At 72.1% G+C, this 16,613-nt stretch carries 21 protein-coding genes; 5 read left to right on the top strand and 16 right to left on the bottom strand.

All coding sequences use genetic code 11. The annotated features are described in order from the left end of the window. Positions 1-3: 3 nt before the first annotated feature. The 8 genes from ACFPM7_RS24340 to ACFPM7_RS24305 all read right to left on the bottom strand — a co-directional run bounded on the left by ACFPM7_RS24340 (position 4) and on the right by ACFPM7_RS24305 (position 6,070). Positions 4-444: an SRPBCC family protein gene (locus ACFPM7_RS24340; RefSeq protein WP_378250076.1), complete on the bottom strand. Its 441-nt coding sequence runs from the start codon at positions 442-444 to the stop codon at positions 4-6. A 10-nt stretch (positions 445-454) separates the two neighbouring features. Then, a complete protein-coding gene (locus tag ACFPM7_RS24335) occupies positions 455-1,108 on the bottom strand; it encodes a histidine phosphatase family protein (RefSeq protein WP_378250218.1) in 654 nt (217 codons plus the stop codon). Positions 1,109-1,128: 20 nt separating this feature from the next. Further along, entirely contained in the window at positions 1,129-1,665 is a 537-nt protein-coding gene (locus tag ACFPM7_RS24330; RefSeq protein WP_378250075.1) for a GNAT family N-acetyltransferase, read from the bottom strand. Between the two features lie 22 nt (positions 1,666-1,687). Further along, positions 1,688-2,761 carry an MBL fold metallo-hydrolase gene (locus tag ACFPM7_RS24325; protein WP_378250074.1) on the bottom strand — a complete coding sequence of 358 codons (1,074 nt, stop codon included), beginning with the start codon at positions 2,759-2,761 and terminating at the stop codon, positions 1,688-1,690. A 71-nt stretch (positions 2,762-2,832) separates the two neighbouring features. After that, positions 2,833-3,300 (bottom strand): hypothetical protein, encoded by a 468-nt coding sequence (locus tag ACFPM7_RS24320; protein ID WP_378250073.1) that lies wholly within the window; start codon positions 3,298-3,300, stop codon positions 2,833-2,835. A gap of 319 nt (positions 3,301-3,619) precedes the next feature. Beyond that, positions 3,620-4,093: an Lrp/AsnC family transcriptional regulator gene (locus tag ACFPM7_RS24315; protein WP_378250072.1), complete on the bottom strand. Its 474-nt coding sequence runs from the start codon at positions 4,091-4,093 to the stop codon at positions 3,620-3,622. Positions 4,094-4,137: 44 nt separating this feature from the next. Then, positions 4,138-5,289 carry a trans-sulfuration enzyme family protein gene (locus ACFPM7_RS24310; RefSeq protein WP_378250071.1) on the bottom strand — a complete coding sequence of 384 codons (1,152 nt, stop codon included), beginning with the start codon at positions 5,287-5,289 and terminating at the stop codon, positions 4,138-4,140. Between the two features lie 157 nt (positions 5,290-5,446). Next, complete coding sequence (locus tag ACFPM7_RS24305; RefSeq protein WP_378250070.1) at positions 5,447-6,070, bottom strand: TetR/AcrR family transcriptional regulator; 624 nt, start codon at positions 6,068-6,070, stop codon at positions 5,447-5,449. 41 nt (positions 6,071-6,111) lie between these two features. Here ACFPM7_RS24305 and ACFPM7_RS24300 point away from each other — a divergent pair, with 41 nt between their 5' ends. The 3 genes from ACFPM7_RS24300 to ACFPM7_RS24290 all read left to right on the top strand — a co-directional run bounded on the left by ACFPM7_RS24300 (position 6,112) and on the right by ACFPM7_RS24290 (position 8,475). After that, entirely contained in the window at positions 6,112-6,546 is a 435-nt protein-coding gene (locus ACFPM7_RS24300; RefSeq protein WP_378250069.1) for an HIT family protein, read from the top strand. Positions 6,547-6,733: 187 nt separating this feature from the next. Then, positions 6,734-7,462, top strand: a complete 729-nt coding sequence (locus tag ACFPM7_RS24295; RefSeq protein WP_378250068.1) for an SMP-30/gluconolactonase/LRE family protein — start codon at positions 6,734-6,736, stop codon at positions 7,460-7,462. Between the two features lie 173 nt (positions 7,463-7,635). Continuing rightward, on the top strand, positions 7,636-8,475 hold the full coding sequence (locus tag ACFPM7_RS24290; protein WP_378250067.1) for a hypothetical protein: 840 nt from the start codon (positions 7,636-7,638) through the stop codon (positions 8,473-8,475). Here the strand turns inward: ACFPM7_RS24290 and ACFPM7_RS24285 are convergent. The 7 genes from ACFPM7_RS24285 to ACFPM7_RS24255 form a co-directional block, all read right to left on the bottom strand. Next, positions 8,412-9,290: a sterol desaturase family protein gene (locus ACFPM7_RS24285; RefSeq protein ID WP_378250066.1), complete on the bottom strand. Its 879-nt coding sequence runs from the start codon at positions 9,288-9,290 to the stop codon at positions 8,412-8,414. The two genes, ACFPM7_RS24290 and ACFPM7_RS24285, sit on opposite strands and share 64 nt — an antisense overlap. A gap of 33 nt (positions 9,291-9,323) precedes the next feature. Then, on the bottom strand, positions 9,324-10,394 hold the full coding sequence (locus ACFPM7_RS24280) for a beta-1,3-glucanase family protein (protein WP_378250065.1): 1,071 nt from the start codon (positions 10,392-10,394) through the stop codon (positions 9,324-9,326). Between the two features lie 499 nt (positions 10,395-10,893). Then, on the bottom strand, positions 10,894-11,790 hold the full coding sequence (locus tag ACFPM7_RS24275; protein ID WP_378250064.1) for a glutaminase: 897 nt from the start codon (positions 11,788-11,790) through the stop codon (positions 10,894-10,896). A 193-nt stretch (positions 11,791-11,983) separates the two neighbouring features. Then, positions 11,984-12,943 (bottom strand): LysR family transcriptional regulator, encoded by a 960-nt coding sequence (locus tag ACFPM7_RS24270; protein ID WP_378250063.1) that lies wholly within the window; start codon positions 12,941-12,943, stop codon positions 11,984-11,986. Between the two features lie 97 nt (positions 12,944-13,040). Further along, positions 13,041-13,355, bottom strand: a complete 315-nt coding sequence (locus ACFPM7_RS24265) for a hypothetical protein (protein ID WP_378250062.1) — start codon at positions 13,353-13,355, stop codon at positions 13,041-13,043. A gap of 10 nt (positions 13,356-13,365) precedes the next feature. Next, complete coding sequence (locus tag ACFPM7_RS24260; RefSeq protein WP_378250061.1) at positions 13,366-13,626, bottom strand: hypothetical protein; 261 nt, start codon at positions 13,624-13,626, stop codon at positions 13,366-13,368. Positions 13,627-13,744: 118 nt separating this feature from the next. Next, entirely contained in the window at positions 13,745-14,245 is a 501-nt protein-coding gene (locus tag ACFPM7_RS24255) for a hypothetical protein (protein WP_378250060.1), read from the bottom strand. Positions 14,246-14,318: 73 nt separating this feature from the next. On the opposite strand from ACFPM7_RS24255, the gene ACFPM7_RS24250 reads away from it, so the two are divergent. Both ACFPM7_RS24250 and ACFPM7_RS24245 read left to right on the top strand, forming a co-directional pair. Continuing rightward, complete coding sequence (locus ACFPM7_RS24250) at positions 14,319-14,738, top strand: SRPBCC family protein (protein ID WP_378250059.1); 420 nt, start codon at positions 14,319-14,321, stop codon at positions 14,736-14,738. 180 nt (positions 14,739-14,918) lie between these two features. After that, the gene (locus ACFPM7_RS24245) at positions 14,919-15,128 is read left to right on the top strand and encodes a DUF5302 domain-containing protein (RefSeq protein WP_378250058.1); all 210 of its coding nucleotides are present in this window, start codon (positions 14,919-14,921) and stop codon (positions 15,126-15,128) included. Positions 15,129-15,146: 18 nt separating this feature from the next. Here ACFPM7_RS24245 and ACFPM7_RS24240 read toward each other — a convergent pair whose 3' ends face one another. Further along, positions 15,147-16,514, bottom strand: coding sequence for a WS/DGAT/MGAT family O-acyltransferase (locus ACFPM7_RS24240; protein WP_378250057.1), 1,368 nt, complete (start codon positions 16,512-16,514; stop codon positions 15,147-15,149). Between the last annotated feature and the right edge of the window lie 99 nt (positions 16,515-16,613).

Raw genomic sequence — 16,613 nt, 5'->3', positions numbered from 1 at the left:
CGATCAGCCCGCCTTGGCGGGGAACATCCCGTCGAGGCGCTCCAGCGTCGCCCGGATGGCCTTGAGGTTCTTGCCGGGGAACTTGACGCGCTCCAGGAGGAAGCCGCTCCACGCCGTCGACCAGTCGAAGGTCTCGGTGACCTCGGTGCGCCCGTCGCCCAGGTCCGCGAGCTGCCAGCGCCAGCGGTGCCCGTAGAAGTGCCGCCAGGCGATCAGGCGGCCCTCCTCGAACTCCACCACGGTGTTCTTGATCTTGTAGGGCAGCCCCATCTTCATGTCCATGCCGAACCGGTCGCCCAGGCCGAGCCGCCGCCCCGGACGCCCGAGCGCCCCGAGCACCGTGCCGGACCCGTCGATGAGGGCGTGCTTGGCCGGGTCGACCAGCAGCTCGAAGATCTCCGTGGCGGGCGCGTTGATGACCCGGGTGGCCGAAACCTGTCGCATACCCGCGACCCTACTCGCGAGTAACCATCTCTGCCAGGTGCGCGGTGTCGTTGAAGGAGCGCACGTGCCAGGTGTCGCCCTCCACCACCAGCCTGCTGATCGAGCCGTTGTCCGCGCGGGCGAAGGCCAGCCGGGACGCGCCGGTGGCCAGGGACAGGGCGCAGCCGATGACGCCGCTGTGGGTGAACACCGCCAGGCGCTTGCCCGGGTTGTCCTCGTGCAGCCGCCGCACGCCGGCGCGCACCCGCGCGCAGAACGCCTCGTCGGGCTCGCCGCCGGGGATGACGTCCCAGCGCTGCTCGGCCAGCATCCGCGCGGCGACCGGGTCGCCCGCGGCGACGCGCATGCGGAACAGCCCGCCCTCCCACTCGCCGAGGTGGACCTCGCGCAGGTCGGGCTCCACCGCCGCGGTCAGGCCGATCTTGCTCAGCAGCGGCGCCGCGGTCTGGGCGGTGCGGCGCAGATTCGTCACGTAGACCGCGTCGACGGCCTGCTCGACCAGGCAGGCGGCGACGCGCTCGGCCTGGGCCTCGCCCTCGGGCGCCAGCGGCGGGTCGCCGTGGCCGTCGACCAGGGGGAACGGGATGCCGGGAACGGCGGGGGCGGACTCGCCGTGGCGGACGAGGATCAGCTCGGTCGCCCCGGGCGCCGCCGCGAACCGCATTTGACGGTATTCCACAGAACTCACCCCACCGGGTGAGGCAGCTCCCCGTCAAGGAACTTGATCAGGGTCACGAACCGCAGCCCCGGCTCCAGCGGCTCGCCGAAGCGCGCGTCCCCGTACGGGAACGGGGTGAACTCGTCGGTGAGGGTGTAGCCGCGGCGCACGTACCAGGCGATCAGCTCCTCGCGCCTGCTGACGACCTTCATCCGCACCTCGCGCAGCCCCCACGAGGCGAAGGTCCGCTCGGCCTCGGCCAGCACCGCCCGCCCCACGCCGCCGCCCTGCAGGCCCGGCACGACGGCGAACATCCCGAAGTAGGCCGCCCCGTCGACCTCGGCGAGGTGGCAGCAGGCGACCAGCCGGTCGGTCGAGGCCATCAGCACCAGGTTCTTCGGCGTGCCGACGAGGCGGGCGATCTCCTCGGGGTCGGTCCGCTGGCCGTCGAGGAAGTCGGCCTCGGTGGTCCACCCCGCCCGGCTGGACTCGCCGCGGTAGGCGGATTCGACCAGGTCGACCAGGGCGGGGACGTCGTCAAGGGTGGCTGCGCGGTACTCCACGCGCGCAGCCTATGTCGCCCTGCTACGTCCGTAGCAGCTGCCACCACGGGTCCACCGGCCCCGGCTTCGCCACATCGACGCGCTGGCCCGGCCGCGGCACCGCGATCGCGACCCCGCGCGCCTTCGCCTCGGCCCACAGCCGGTCCACCGGCTCGCTCCAGGCGTGCAGGGCCAGGTTGAACGTCGCCCAGTGCACCGGCACGAGCAGCCCGCCGCGCACGTCGAGGTGGGTGGCGACGCCCTCTTCCGGGGTCATGTGGATGTCCGGCCAGCCGACGCCGTACGCGCCGATCTGCACCAGGGTGGCGTCGAAGGGCCCGAACTCGGCGCCGATCTCGGCGTAGCCCGAGGTGTAGCCGGAGTCGCCGGTGTAGAACACGCGGTGCTCGGGGCCGATGAGCGCGTAGGAGGCCCAGAGCGTGCCGTCGCGCTTGAAGCCGCGCCCGGAGAAGTGCCGCGCGGGCGTGGAGACGACCCGGACCCCGCCCAGCTCCACCGACTCCGACCAGTCCAGCTCCACGATCCGGTCCGCGGGCACCTTCCACCGACGCAGGTGCGCCCCGACGCCCAGCGGCACCACGAACGGCGCCGACTGCGAGCGCACCAGCCCGAGCACGGTCTCCATGTCGAGGTGGTCGTAGTGGTCGTGGGAGATGAGGATGGCGTCCAGGCGTGGCAGCGAGTCCAGCGGCGCGGGCGGCTCGTGCAGCCGCTTGGGCCCGGCGAAGGGCACCGGCGAGACGCGCTTGCCCCACACCGGGTCGGCCAGCACGAGCGCGCCGTCGATCTCGACCAGCGCGCTGGAGTGGCCGTACCAGGTGATGTGCAGCCCGCTGCCGACCGGCGGGCCCGGCGCCACCAGCGGCACGGCCCCGACCGGCTTGCGCTGCTGCTTGCCGAACAGCAGGTCGCGCAGCATCTCGCGGCCCTCGACGGGCACCGACGACGTCCGCTCGCGGTTGCGGAAGGCGCCGTCGCGGTACTGCGGCGAGCGGGAGAGGCGGTCACCGGAGTCACGGCCGCCGAACTGGGCAGGCAGGCCGCGCAGCGCCCACGCGAGCGCCGCCGCGAGGGCTGCGAGCAGATAGCGGGTCATACCCCTGATACTGCCCCCGCGAAGCTGTGCCCGCTCTCAGGCCCGCCGCACCGCTTCGGACCGGGTCGGGATCAGGCCGGGTTGGCCAGGCTCAGCCGCATCGCGCGGCGGGCCACCAGGCCGGGTCGGGGCGAGCGGATCGAGACCGAGCGCAGGTGCTCGCCGGGGACGAGCAGGGCGGCGGGGGCCGGGTGCTCCTCGTCGGGGGCGCCGGGGCTGTCCGGGTGCGGGAGGTCGAGGATCGCGCGCAGGGCCCAGCGGGCGTGGCCGTGGTAGTGCCAGACGACCGTCTCCGGCGCGAAGACGTCCCAGTCGGGGCTGAGTCTGGCGCGGGCGGCGGAGACGTCGTGCTGGTCCTTGATGACCACGAAGTCGACGTGGTCCTCCCAGGTGTACGTGGCGACGATGGCCTCCGGCTCGCGCTGGCCGCCGCACAGGTAGACGGTGAACCCGTCGGCCACGACGGCGCGCAGGAGGTCGTCGATCTCACCGAGGTCCGAGACCTCGGTGGCAAATGACCGCTCGCAGGGCAGAGTCATGATCATCACCCGATCAGCCAGTGCCACCGCGATCGTGGGACGCAACCGAGGTGACACAGTGTGTCCGCTTCCTGTGTACCTCACCCAATAGGGTGAATCAAGACGGTGACACAGAGCTGTCATCGCCCGGTTGCCGACGGGCCGCCTGAACGAGCAAGCGCTTTCCCACTCCCACCTGCGGTTGCGTGCGCAGTGTCAGCACTTGATGACCTGTAGCGATCAAGTTCGTTATGCAACGACCGCCCGTCCCTGCCATCCGAGAGCACTGCTCACGAACACCGCACACACTTGTGAGCAGTGCTCTCGGGGGAGAGCGGGGCTACTGGATCGGGGCCTGGACGGGCTGGCCGATGGCCTCGAACACCAGCAGCGTGTTGACCGAGACGACCTCCGGCCTGCTCAGCAACCTGCTGATCAGAAGTTGCTGAAGGTGCGTCGTGTCGGGCACGGCCACCTGGATCAGGTAGTCGTCGGGGCCTGCCACATGTAGCAGGGAGACCGTCTCGGGCTGGTCGAGCACGAAGGTCTTGAACGCCTCCACCACACGCTGCCGGTGCGGGCGCACCCGCACGGACAGCAGCGCGCTGATCGGCCTGCCCAGCGCGGCGAGGCTCACCGTGGCGTGGAAGCCGGTGAGCACGCCGCGCCGACGCAGCGAGCGCACACGTTCGAGCGCCGTGGACGGCGCGACTCCCACGATCGAGGCGAGTTCCTTGTTCTGCAGCCGGGCGTCCCGTTGCAGCTCGCGGAGGATCGCGATGTCGATGGAGTCGAGTTCGGCTGGTTGGCCCATTCTTGCTCTCTTTCCGCCCCCGGACCCGTCCGGCCGAATCTACGTCAGACGTGAGCTTCCTTCAGTGAGGCCTCCAGGTCTGCGCGTAGGTCGTGCTCATCTTCCAGCCCAACCGACATCCGCAACACCCCTGCCGCCGGTTTGGCGCAGTCGGCCACCGGCCGGTGGGTGAGCGATGCCGGGTGCTGGATCAGGGAGTCCACGCCTCCGAGCGAGACCGCGTGTGTGATCAGCCGCACGTGCTCCACCGTACGTGCCGCCGCCTCGAAGCCCCCCACCACGGTGAAGGCGAGCACCGCGCCCGGTCCGCTCATCTGCGTGCCGACCAACCGGCCCGACGGGTAGTGCACGCGCTCCACCAGCGGGTGACCGGCCAGCCAGTCCACCAGCATGGCCGCGGTGCGCTGCTGCTCGCGCACCCGTACCGGCAGCGTCTGCAGGCCGCGGTGCAGCAGGTAGGCGCCCAGCGGGTGCAGCAGGCCCCCGGTCACCGCCCGCACCCGGCGCAGCCGAGCCGCCCAGTCCGACGTCGTCGCGACCACCCCGCCGATGACGTCGCCGTGACCGCCGAGGTACTTCGTCGCCGAGTGGAGAACCAGCGCCGCGCCGTGCTCGATCGGCCGCTGCAGCACCGGGGTGGCGAAGGTGTTGTCCACCACGAGCGGCACGTCCCCGGCCTGCTCGGCCACCGCGGCGATGTCGACCAGGTCCAGGGTCGGGTTCGCCGGGGTCTCCAGCAGCACCAGCCCGGTGTCGGGCCGCAGCGCGGCGGCGACGGCGTCGGCGGTGGTCCAGGTGACCTCGGTGCCGAGCAGCCCGGTGGCGAGCAGGTGGTCGGAGCCGCCGTAGACCGGGCGCACGGCCACCACGTGCGGGCGGCCCTCGGCCTTGGCGGCCAGCAGGCACGCGGTCAGCGCCGCCATGCCGGAGGCGAAGGCCACCGCCTCGTCGGCGGACTCCAGCCGGGCCAGCGCGATCTCGAAGCGGGCGACGGTCGGGTTCCAGAGCCGCTGGTAGATCAGGCCGCCGTCGGCGGGCGGGAGCCCGCCGGAGGCCAGCGCGTCGTAGGCGGCGGCCCCGGAGGCCAGGTCGGGCACCGGGTTGGTGGTGGACAGGTCGATCGGGGGCACGTGCACGCCGAGGGCAGCGAGGTCGTCGCGGCCTGCGTGGACGGCGAGCGTGGCGATCCGGCTCATCCGCGTCTCCGTTGTCGTCGGGGACGCCAGGATGCGGCCCGGACCGGCCCGGTGGACGGGTCGCGGAACGCGGCGGGGAATGCGGGCGCGTTCCCCGCCGCGGATTCGCCGGGAGCCCTCCTCGGCGGCCTTGCGCCGAATCCGCTTCGGCGCGGGGCTACTCCGGCGCGTGCTCGCCGACGAGGTCCAGGATGATGCGGTGGGTCTTGGCGAGGGTGTCCTGGTGGCCGGTGTCGGCCAGCCGGAACGCGAGCCGGGTCAGCACGTCGCCGACCGTGACGCACTGCAGCAGCGCGGTGCGCAGTTCGGCGGTGTCGGCGAAGCCGAAGCGGTCGACCAGCAGGTCGGCGAGGGTGTCGGCGAGCGGGTCGTCCGGCCCGCCGGTCTCGTCCAGCTCGGTGGCGGCCAGTCCCGCCTTGCTCACCGCGCGGAAGCCGTCGTCGGAGCGGCACATCTCCACGTAGATGGAGAAGGCCCGGTCGACCACCCCGCGCCAGTCGGCGTCGGGCAGCTCCTTGGTCGCCTCGCGCACCAGCTCCCGGTACCGCACGGAGTTGCGCCCGTGGACCGCCTTCATGACCGCGAGCTTGTCCGGGAAGTACCGGTACACCGACCCGATGGACACCTTGGCAGCCTTGGCGATGTCCGCGGTCGTGGTGCCGGAGAAGCCCTTCTCCGACGCCACCCGCGATGCCGCGTCGAGGATGCGTTCGATCCGACGACTGGCACGGTATTGGGTGGGCGTCCGGCGCACCTCGTACGGCGTGTCTGGAACGGTCACGCGCACCATTGTGCCCAGATGGATTCGGATGGGAGGCCCAAGTGACGGAACAGGGCTCGGATTCGTGCCCGTTCTGCCGAATCGCCAGCGGCGATCAGGCAGCCACGGTGGTCCATGAGGATGATCGGACGATCGCGTTCTTGGACCATCGGCCGCTCTTCCGAGGCCATACGCTGCTGATTCCCCGAATCCACGTAGTCCGGATGAGTGACCTCCCCGCCGAACGGGTGGCGGACTTCTTCCACCGTGCGCAGTCGCTGGAGCGAGCGATCGAATCTGCAACAAGTTCGGACGGCTCGTTGGTACTGCTCAATAATGTCGTTTCGCAGTCAGTTCCACACATGCACTTGCACATCATCCCCCGCAAGAGGAAGGACGGCCTGCGCTTCTGGCTCGGCCCCCGGGTCAAGTACACCCCCGAAGCCCCCGCCGAGACCTACGCAGCCGCCATCCGAGCCGCCTTGACAGCACTCTGACCCTCGTCCGCCCCACCCAACAGGCTCACACCACCTCCCACTCTCCCCGCCCCTTCCCACCCGGCACCCACCCCCGAAACCAGTCAATTCCCACCTCCCACCCACTAACCTTTCCCCCAGAACCCGCCCCACCCCTTGCGCCAGTCCGGCCCGTGCCCCAAATTGGTTTGGACCACTAGGGGGACCCATGACCACCACGGCCCGCTCACTCGCAGGCCCGGCCCACGCCCCCGTCTGGTGCGGCGACGAACTCACCTGGCTGGACCGCCCCGCCGAACGCCTCCGCACCGCCCGACTCACCGACGGCGCCGTGCGCCCCATCGCCGCGTTCGCCCTGGACGGCACCCCCCTCAGCGCCCTCCCCACCCGCGCGGGCTGGCTCATCGCCACCCCGGCAGGCGTCCACCACCTCCGCCGCGACGGCCTCGTCACCCCCACCCCCTGGCCCGCCGCCGACCTGCTCACCTGCGACCCCGGCGGCCGCCTCTGGCTGAACACCCAGCACGGCCTCCTCGCCGCCGACCTCGCGGGCCGCCTCCGGGTCATCACCACCGACCCCACCCTCGCCCTCGCCTGGCACCCGGACACCACCACCCTCTACCGCGCGACCCCCGCAGGCATCGACGCCCACCCCTTCGACCTGCCCAACGGCACCGTCGGCCCCCCGACCCGCATCTCCGACGACCGCGCCGCCGCCCTGGCCGTGGACACCACCGGCCAGCTCTGGGCCGCGGTCGACACCGGCATCCGCTGCGTCGGCGCGGCCTGCCTGACCGTCCCCACCCCACCCCCCACCGGCTGCTGCTTCACCGCGGGCAGCCTCCTGGTCTCCACCGCCGCCGGCCTGCACGCCTACGACCTCGGCACGGGCGGCCACCCCGCGGTCCGGTTGCAGTCGCACCGACTAGGCGGTTGACCTCGCCCGGAAGATCATGGCGTGGCGGTGACACCCGTCCAGACAACCGCGTTGCGCCGCTCGAAACCCGTTGGCGGAGCGGTAGCCGACCCACCTGCGGCCAGGCTCGTCCGTCCGAGGGAATGCGCCACTTGGGGCTACCTGATCGGTTGAGTACCGGGTACGCAGGCAGTGTGGATGAGGCCGCTCGCTGGTGGGCGCCCGCGGGTGTGGTCGCCGCGGCGCTGGTACTGCCGTTCGCCGTGCGGTTGCTGCTCGACGTGCCTGACTGGGCGACGCTCGTGGTCCTGCTGCTCTCCGTGGCCGGGGCCGTCGTCGTGGTCAGGCAGATCGCGTTTCAGCGGGAGCAGCGGGTGCTGCGGGCCGAGGCGGCCCGGGAGCGGCAGGTGAAGGTCACCGCGAAGGAGGAGCCGCCGCCGCGGGAGGAACACCACGTGCCCGCCATCCCGATCGACAGCGCCGAGCCCTACTACCGGTTCACGCTCTCCTGCACCGTCTGCTGGCGCCTGAACGCCCCGCTGCCCCAGCACGCCAACCCGCGCGGCCTGGCCGTGCACGCCGTCCTGGAGCGGGCCCGGCAGGTCACCGTGCAGGGCTCGCCGGTCGACGTCGACGGGGTGCTGGTGCGGCTGGCCGCCGAGCTGGGCGCGCCGCTGGCCGACCGCAGCGGGCAGATCACCGCCTGGGCCGAGGACGTCGGGCTGGTGGTGCCGCACGAGGACGCCGAGCGGCTCAAGCGGCTGGCGGACGTGCGCAAGGAGAAGCAGATCCGGGAGAGCGAGCGGGAGCTGGAACTGGCCGCGCGCGCCTACCTGACCGACGAGGTGCTCTCCGATCCCGGCCGCGCCGTGGTGTGGTGGCTGGCCCGCCACCCCGAGCAGATCCGCGAGGCCGCCGAGCTGCTGCCGGTGTTCGCGCAGCTCAGCGCCGCCGCGCACGGCAAGGAGGTCTATCTGGAGCGGGTGGACCGGCCGCGGCTGGAGGGCGACCACCCGGGCGGGCCGAACACGTAGCCGAGCCGGTCGCGCCAGGTGCTCGCGGCGCGGACGTCGCGCGCGATCGCGGCGTACTCGTGGAACTGGAGCCGGAAGACGTTGTAGGTGCCCACCGGCGTGGTCAGCCCGTAGGTCGGCCGGTGGCGCTCGGGGGTGAAGGTGCCGAACATCCGGTCCCAGACGATGAGGATTCCCGCGTAGTTGCGGTCCAGGTACTCCGGGTCCGACCCGTGGTGCACCCGGTGGTGCGACGGGGTGTTGAACACGAACTCCACCCACCTCGGCAGCCGGTCGACCTTCTCGGTGTGCACGAAGAACTGGTAGATCAGGTTGACCGAGAATGCCGTGTAGATGGTCCACGGCGGGAAGCCCAGCAGCGGCAGCGGGATCCAGACGATGACCTCGAACCACTGGTTCCACTTCTGCCGCAGCGCGGTGCCGAAGTTGAAGTACTCGCTGGAGTGGTGGGCCTGGTGCGCCGCCCAGCCGATGCGCACGCGGTGGGCGAAGCGGTGGTACCAGTAGAAGAGGAAGTCGACGCCGAGGATCAGCAGCGCCCAGGTCCACCACGCGTCGGCGGGCAGGTGCCAGGGCGCGAGGTAGGTCCAGATGACGGCGTAGAGCAGCAGCGCCGCCGCCCGGAACAACGCCCCGACGACGACGCTGCCGACGCCCATCGACAGGCTCGCCGTGGTGTCGCGCCGCTCGTAGCCCTTGTCCTGCTCGTGCCGGGCGATGCGCAGCGCGAGCAGCTCCAAGCCGATGAACAGCAGGAACACCGGCACGGCGTAGCCGACCGGGTCCGACAGCTGGTGCAGCAGGGCGTCCACCACTACTGAACAGTAACCCTGCTGCACCAGCCGGATCTAGAAGCCCGTCAGCCCAATCCTGGCGCTGCGCGGGTTCGGGTCGTGCACCAGCGACTCGTGGCCGCCGACGTCGTCGAAGGCGAAGCCGTAGGCGCGGCCGTCGACCATGTTGGCGTGCATGGCCTTGGAGTAGTGGTTGGTGATCGACCCGCTGTAGTACTGGGCCTTGTCCCACACCGGGGAGGTGGCGGCGCGGCCGATGGCGGAGCGGTTGAGGTCGGCGCACAGCGAGCGGGCGATGGGCCCGACCACGGCGTCGTTCGGGGCGTGCAGAACGCCGTCGCAGCCGAAGATGTCCTTCGACGGCGGCTTGCCGAACGAGGCCACCCGCTGCCCCTGGGCGTTGGTGAAGTGCATGGTGTCGCCGCTGACCCGACCGGTGAACCGGGTGCCGGGGTCGTGCTGGAACGGCGCCACCACCAGGCCCGCGGAGCTGTAGCGCGACCACACGTCGTTGACGTACGGGGCGAAGTAGTCGGCGGGGAAGCGGCCCAGCTCGATGGCCTTGCGCGGGGCGATGGCCCGCAGGGCCATGCCGTCGGAGCGCCGGTGCACGAGCTGGGACCAGCCCGCCGACCCGATCGCGTCGAAGATCCGGCCCCGGCCGCCCCCGACGAGCACGCCGGTCCGCTTGACCTGCCCCGAGGACGCGGTCACCTCGACGGAGTGCGGGACCGAGAACATGTCCACCTGCGAGCTGTTGAGCCACAGGCCCGAGCTGTTGTAGGTGAACTCGCTCCAGTCGAACAGGATGTTGTGGTTGGCGTCCGAGGGGTTCCACGGCGCGGGTTCGACCAGCCCGGTCGGGGTGAGGAAGAACTTGAGCTTCTCACCGAAGGCCAGGTACATGCGCCCGGAGAAGCCCATCGGCACCCGCACGGTGGTCGAGGCGCCCCGGGCGGGACCGGGGATGGAGACGTCGGGCGCGGGCGACGGCGGGATCTGGCCCCCCGGCCACGGGGTGAACGATCCCGAGGCGTTGACGTACCCGAGCCTGCCGCTCTGGGTGTCGACGCCGGTGATGTAGAGGTGCACGGCCTCGGCGCGGCCGGAATCGTTGGCGACCACGATCGGCAGCTGCGCCGGTGGGGCAGCGGACGCCGACGGAACCGTGACGGCACCTATGACCAGCAGGAACAGGGCTAGAAATCGCAGGGTGAGCGACACAGGGACTCCTTTGTCTGGCTGTGTGTGAGCGCGCTCTCACACCATGGTGAAGAATTGACCGACAATTTGTCAACGGTCGCAACAAACCCACTTGTCCGATTCCTCGGCGGTCGAGCGACCAGGGGAAACCGGGCCGGAAGCCCTCCAGAACGAGAAGAGGGCCCCGGGATCGGCTGAAAGCCGACCCGGGGCCCGAACGCTCACCGTGCGAGGGCGCTGCCCGCGGTGTCCCGGCCGCGGACGCGTTGCGGTGAGACCGGACGATGTGGTCCCCGCGGCCGACCCTGCACGGCCTGAGGCACCGTCCACCACCCATAGTCCACGCAACCCGGGTGCCTCGGCAACCGATTCGACAAGAACAACTGTTAACTGCCTCGAATCCGACCGCATGCCAGCATGATCAGAACACGGACCAGCCGGTCAGAACCGTGAACGCCTCCAGGGCCGCGACCCCGGCCACGGAGTTCCCGCACCGGTCCAGCCCCGGGCTCCACACACAGACCACACACCGGTTGGGGACGACGGCCAGAATCCCGCCGCCGACACCGCTCTTGGCGGGCAGCCCGACCCGGTAGGCGAACTCGCCCGCGCCGTCGTACATCCCGCACACCAGCATCGTCGCGTTCAGCCGCTTGGCGTCGGCCGCGGGCAGCACCGGCCCTGTCGCACCCACCCCGCCCCTGGCCAGGAACAGCGCCGCCCGCGCCAGGTCCGCGCAGGACAGCGCGATCGCGCAGCCGCGGATGTAGTGGTCGAGCACGTCGTCGACCGGATTGTCCAGTTTCCCGTACCCGGCGATGAGATGGGCCAGCGCGACGTTGCGGTGCCCGGTGGACCGCTCGGAGGCCGCGACCCGCGCGTCGACCCCCACCGGCGCTGCGGTCTCCTCCGCGAGGAACCGGCACAGCGCCCCCGCCGCGTCCCCCGTCCTGGTGAGCAGCCGGTCGGTGGTGACCAGCGCACCCGCGTTGAGGAACGGGTTGCGCGGCACCCCGCGGTCCTGCTCCAGCTGGGCGAGGGAGTCGAAGGCCAGCGGGGACGGCTCCCGCCCGACCCGGTCGGCCACATCGCCCGCCAAGGCGAGGGTGAACACCTTGGACAGGCTCTGCACCGAGAACGGCGTCGCGCAGTCACCGACGCCGTGCACCCGCCCGTCGACCTCGGCCACCGCCATGCCGAACCGGTCGACGGGCACCTCGGCCAGCGCCGGGATGTAGCCCGCGGGCCTGCCCTGCCCCACCAGCGGCCGCACCCGCGCGGCGACTTCTTCCAAAGTGGACTGCACGTCGACCAGCATCGGGCCGGGGGACGCCGCCGGTCGACGGTTAACTCTTCACTCCCGGCAGTTGGTCCGCTCGCTGTGGCGCGGCAGCACCGGGAAGGACTGGGGGCTTGAGGCAGATCCGCTGACCGACCAGCGCCGCGGGCCCATCCGGTTCACCGCGCGGGCGGCACCCGCGCACCGCCACCGTCCACCGAGGACGCGCGGCTCAGCCCAGGGTCATGCCGCGCTCGGCCCACCAGCGCCGATAGCTGGGATTGCGCCCGGTCAGGGTCAGGTACGACTCGGCGACCACCCGGCGCAGCAGGGCGGGCTCGACCGGGCCAGCCCTGCGCCAGGCCAGGTCGACGCGGGCGGTCAGCGGGTCGCCGCGCAGCGGGCGCACGACCAGGCCGCGGCCCTCCACCGAGGTCGGCTGGGCCAGGCTGACGCACTGGCCGGTGCTGACGAACTCGCGCGCGGAGCTGGCGTCGCTGATCTCGTGGGTGATGCGCGGCTCGAAGCCCGCCTCGCCGCAGGCCCAGCGCAGCCCGGCGGTCACCCCGGCGTCAACGTGCGGGTCGGTGATCCAGTTCTCGTCGGCGAGCGCGGCCAGGTCGACCTCGTCGTCGGCGGCCAGCGGGTGGCTCTCCGACAGCGCGACGAAGGTGGGCTCCACGGGCACGACGGCCTCGCGCAGCAGCCCGTCCGGCGGGCTGACCTCGAAGCCGATCATCTCGACCACGACGGCCGCGTCCAGCCGCCCCGCCCGCACCCTGGCGAGCAGGTCGGCGGCGCTGGGGTCGCTGTGCACGTGCACGCGCAGCGGCAGCTCGTGCCCGGCGGCCAGGCGCGGCACCACCGCCGAGGCCAGCGCGCCCGGGTAGCAGCCCAGGTGCAGCTCCACCCCGGCGGCGTGCCCCGACGAGGTGGGCGGCGCGGTGCTCTGCAGCCCGGCCATCTCGCTGACGACGGCCCGCGCCTTGGCCAGCACGGTCCGCCCGAAACCGGTCGGCACCACCCCGCCGCGCCCGCGCTCGAACAGCGGCGCGCCCAGGGACCGCTCGATCCGCTGCACCTGCGCGGTCAGCGACGGCTGCGACATCCCCAGCGCCGCGGCGGCGCGGGTGATGCTGCCCTCGTCGGCTACGGCGATGACGATGCGCAGATGCCGGAACTCCAGCTCCATGCGGACATGTTATGGACGCGTTCTATGCCCGCACGGTCAGGTCGGATACCGACCGGTATGCGAACACCCGCCATCCGAACTCCCGCTGCGCGACCGCTCAGCCGAGCCCGGTGAGCGCGCCGTCGCTCAGCAGCGTCGCCAGCGACCACCCGATGAGCAGCCCGATCCCCACGCCGCGCGCGTCGCGGTCTCGGCGCACCAGCAGGCTCGCCGAGCAGGCCACCACCGCCGCCCCGATGACGACGGCCAGCGAGATCGGCGGATGCCCGTTGAGTGCCAGCAGCACCGCGGCGTTGGCCACCAGGAAGGCCAGCACGCCGATGAGGACCATGGGACCGCTGATGCCGGGGGCGGTGCGGGTGGGGCGCATGATGACCTGCCAGGGGCGCGTGCCGACACTCGGGTGCGCCACCGGCGGTCGATCAGTCGGTGACGACCAGCTTCGCCGAGCCGTTCGCCACCGAACGGACTTCGACCCGGACGCCGTCCACCACCGCGGCCTCCCCCGGGTTCAGCGTCACGTCAACCCCGCCGCCGGAGACCCGGACCGCGCCCCCGGCGACGTGCGCCTTGAGCCGCGTGTCCAACACCTCCAGCGTCGGCGACCCGGTGATGGTGATCTCGCACCGGTGCGCCGTGCAGCGCCACCCTTCGCTCGCCTGGACCGCGCACGCGGCCGTCACGAGTACCCCCGAAAGGAGCAATGCCTTGGCGGGCCCCGATCTTCGCACCATGCGGGTCACATCGCGAGGGCGTGCTTGGCCGTAACAGGCCCGGATCGGTCAAGAAGTAACCGGGCGATTACTGCGCAGAGCGGGGCCGGGCGGGCCGGGGCACCCGGGTCAGCGCCCGGACGCGGCGGGTGCGGCCGTGCTCGGCCAGCAGGACCAGCAGCTCGCCGTCGACCACGGCGGCGAGCTTGCGCTGCGCCCAGTCCGACGCGGCGAGCACCGCGCCGGAGTCCACCGCGCGACCGGCGAGCGCGTCGATGATGAGCCGCCACTCCGCCAGCCGGTGCCGCAGGAACTCCACGTTCGCGCAGACCGGGCCCACCCGGTCGGCCCAGGCCGCGAAGTCCACGCTGGACCGAGCGCGCTCGTCGATGCGGGCCAGCACAGCCGAGATCGCCATCTCCCGGTCCGGGTCGGCGAGGACCAGCCGGAGGAAGGCGGTCTCGTCGCGGGGCACCGCGTCGCGGTACCACTCGAAGCGCAGGTGCTCATCCGCCGCGAGCGCGGCGTGGTCGTGCCACGGGCGCCCGGCCAGCGCCGCCACGGATGCGATGTGGTCGAGCAGGTTCACCGTGAGTCCTCCGCGCACGGAGGATAGTCGGCACCGCCCGGTGACGATCATCGCGGTCCCTATCCTGTGGCGCATGGAGTTCCGCGCCGAGATCGTGATCAACGCAGAGCCACCGCACGTCTGGACGATCTTCACTCGGGTGGAGGAGTGGCCGGACTGGACCCCTTCGGTGACCGAGATAGTCCGGCTCGACCCGGCGCCGCTGGCCGTCGGCAAGCGGGTCCGGATCAAGCAGCCGAAGCTGCCGACGACGGTGTGGACGCTCACCGAGCTGACCGAGGGCCGTTCGTGGACCTGGGTCGGCGGCGGCCCCGGCGCCCGCACCACCGCCGTGCACGAGGTCCAGCCGCACGGCGACGGCACGCGGGTGCGGCTGCTGCTGCGCCAAGAGGGCCCGCTGGGCACGCTCGTCGGCAAGCTGACCGCCGGGCTCACCGACCGCTACCTCGCCATGGAGTGCGAGGGGCTCAAAGCCCGCGCCGAACAGGACTGAGCCAATTCCCCCAGCCAGTTCCCCCTGCCAGTTCCCCCGGCCAACTCCCCTGCCGACCCCTCCGAGCCGATCTTCGCGCCGGTATCGCGTGGCCCACACCGGGACACGGCCTTATCGAGTCGACCGAGGAGCGGGAACATGCCAGGCTGGGCGGGTAGTCGCGACTCTCGGGAGGTCCACATGACCGATGCACCGGAACCCACCGCCGAGCCGGCGGACCCGGACACCACCCCCGAGCCCACCGACGTCCGCGAGCAGTTCAAGGCCGCGCTGGCGCGCAAGAACGCCAAGGCGGGCTCCGGGGAGAGCCACCTCGCGGGCGGCTCCAAGGTCCACGACGCGCACGGGCGCGCGGGCGGCAAGCGCCAGTTCCGCCGCAAGAGCGGCTGAGCCCCGCCCGCCTCTGCGCTACGCCCTGACCGCTTTCTCCAGGTCCGCCAGGGCCGTGTCCAGGTGCCCCAGCATGCGCTGCAGGTGGGGCACGGTCCGGCGGCACCCGGTCAGCCCGAACTCCAGGCTGCCCGCGTAGCTGGTCACCGTGATGTTGAGCGCCTGGCCCTCGTAGGGGATCGACACCGGGTACACGCCGAGCAGCTTGGCCCCGTTCCAGTACAGCGGCTGCTTGGGGCCGGGCACGTTGGAGATGAGCAGGTTGAACGACGGCGGCGTCAGCCGCAGCGCGCCCGGCAGCAGCGCCACCGCCAGCGGCGCGAACGGGATGGCGCTCAGCGCGGTGATCTGCAACTGGCTCAGTCCGCGGTAGACCTCCTTGCCGCGGCGCATCGAGTCGCTGATCGCGGCCAGCCGGTCCCCCGCGTCGGCCATGTCGGTGGCCAGGGTGCAGAGGATCAGCCCGATCGCGTTGCCCCCGGCCGAGCCGTCCTCGCGCAGCGAGATCGGCACCGCGGCCACGAGCGGCTTGTCGGGCAGCGCGTCGCGCTCGCCCATGTACTCGCGCAGCGCGCCCGCGCACATCGCCAGCATCACGTCGTTGACGGTGCAGCCCGCGGCCTCGCCGACGGCGCGGATGCGCTCCAGCGGCCAGCCCTGCGCGGCGAAGCGGCGCGCCCCGGTGATGGGCACGTTGAACATCGAGCGCGGCGCCTCGAACGGCAGCGTCGCGGCCTGCTCGGCGAACGCCTGGTTGAGGTAGCGCACCACCGCGGGCCCGACCCCGACGACGTCGCGCACGACCTTGGCCGCCCCCAGCAGCCCGGCCAGCGGGTCGCCGTCGGAGCGCCCGCCGGTGGCGTCGGTGCGCGGCACGCCCGCCCACGGCGGCCGCATGTCGCGCTCGCCGGGGTCCTCCGAGAGCGCCTTGCGCATGATCTGCAGCGCGGAGACGCCGTCCAGCAGCGCGTGGTGGACCTTGGTGTAGACGGCGAAACGCCCGCCCTCGACACCTTCGATGAGGTGCGACTCCCACAGCGGCCGGTGCCGGTCGAGCAGCGAGCCGTGCAGCCGCGACACCAGCTCCAGCAGCTCGCGCACCCGCCCCGGCGACGGCAGCCCCGAGAGCCGGACGTGGTACTCCAGGTCGAGCTCGTCGTCGTTGGTCCAGACGAGCTGCCCGACGGTGTCCACCGGCCCGCGCGGCCTGCGCCGGAACAACGGCCGCAGATCACCGGTCTCCAGCAGCGCCTTGTGCGCGTCGCCCACGTAGGACGGATCGGCCCCCGGCGGCAGCTCGAAGAGCTGCAACCCCCCGACATGCAGCGGATGCTCGCGCGACTCGCCGAGCAGGAACATCGAGTCGGTGACAGGCATCAGCGGCATGTGCCCACGCTCTCACCAGTGACCCCTGAACGCAATCGATCGCCCGAGGAGCCGCACGAGCCGTCCACACCGCACCCAGCACCCGGCCTGGTGTTGTTC

Origin of the sequence: Actinokineospora guangxiensis, from assembly GCF_042657845.1 — a bacterium.
Taxonomy (GTDB): domain Bacteria; phylum Actinomycetota; class Actinomycetes; order Mycobacteriales; family Pseudonocardiaceae; genus Actinokineospora; species Actinokineospora guangxiensis.
The sequence above is the reverse complement of the archived record's forward strand: the minus strand, read 5'-3'. Positions and strand labels throughout refer to the sequence as shown.

What these genes read in the sequence shown, in the direction of transcription:
- ACFPM7_RS24340 (WP_378250076.1), bottom strand. Translation starts at nt 444, where the DNA reads ATGCGACAGGTTTCGGCCACCCGGGTCATCAACGCGCCCGCCACGGAG.
- ACFPM7_RS24335 (WP_378250218.1), bottom strand. Translation starts at nt 1,108, where the DNA reads ATGCGGTTCGCGGCGGCGCCCGGGGCGACCGAGCTGATCCTCGTCCGC.
- ACFPM7_RS24325 (WP_378250074.1), bottom strand. Translation starts at nt 2,761, where the DNA reads ATGACCCGCTATCTGCTCGCAGCCCTCGCGGCGGCGCTCGCGTGGGCG.
- ACFPM7_RS24320 (WP_378250073.1), bottom strand. Translation starts at nt 3,300, where the DNA reads ATGACTCTGCCCTGCGAGCGGTCATTTGCCACCGAGGTCTCGGACCTC.
- ACFPM7_RS24315 (WP_378250072.1), bottom strand. Translation starts at nt 4,093, where the DNA reads ATGGGCCAACCAGCCGAACTCGACTCCATCGACATCGCGATCCTCCGC.
- ACFPM7_RS24310 (WP_378250071.1), bottom strand. Translation starts at nt 5,289, where the DNA reads ATGAGCCGGATCGCCACGCTCGCCGTCCACGCAGGCCGCGACGACCTC.
- ACFPM7_RS24295 (WP_378250068.1), top strand. Translation starts at nt 6,734, where the DNA reads ATGACCACCACGGCCCGCTCACTCGCAGGCCCGGCCCACGCCCCCGTC.
- ACFPM7_RS24275 (WP_378250064.1), bottom strand. Translation starts at nt 11,790, where the DNA reads ATGCTGGTCGACGTGCAGTCCACTTTGGAAGAAGTCGCCGCGCGGGTG.
- ACFPM7_RS24270 (WP_378250063.1), bottom strand. Translation starts at nt 12,943, where the DNA reads ATGGAGCTGGAGTTCCGGCATCTGCGCATCGTCATCGCCGTAGCCGAC.
- ACFPM7_RS24250 (WP_378250059.1), top strand. Translation starts at nt 14,319, where the DNA reads ATGGAGTTCCGCGCCGAGATCGTGATCAACGCAGAGCCACCGCACGTC.
- ACFPM7_RS24245 (WP_378250058.1), top strand. Translation starts at nt 14,919, where the DNA reads ATGACCGATGCACCGGAACCCACCGCCGAGCCGGCGGACCCGGACACC.
- ACFPM7_RS24240 (WP_378250057.1), bottom strand. Translation starts at nt 16,514, where the DNA reads ATGCCGCTGATGCCTGTCACCGACTCGATGTTCCTGCTCGGCGAGTCG.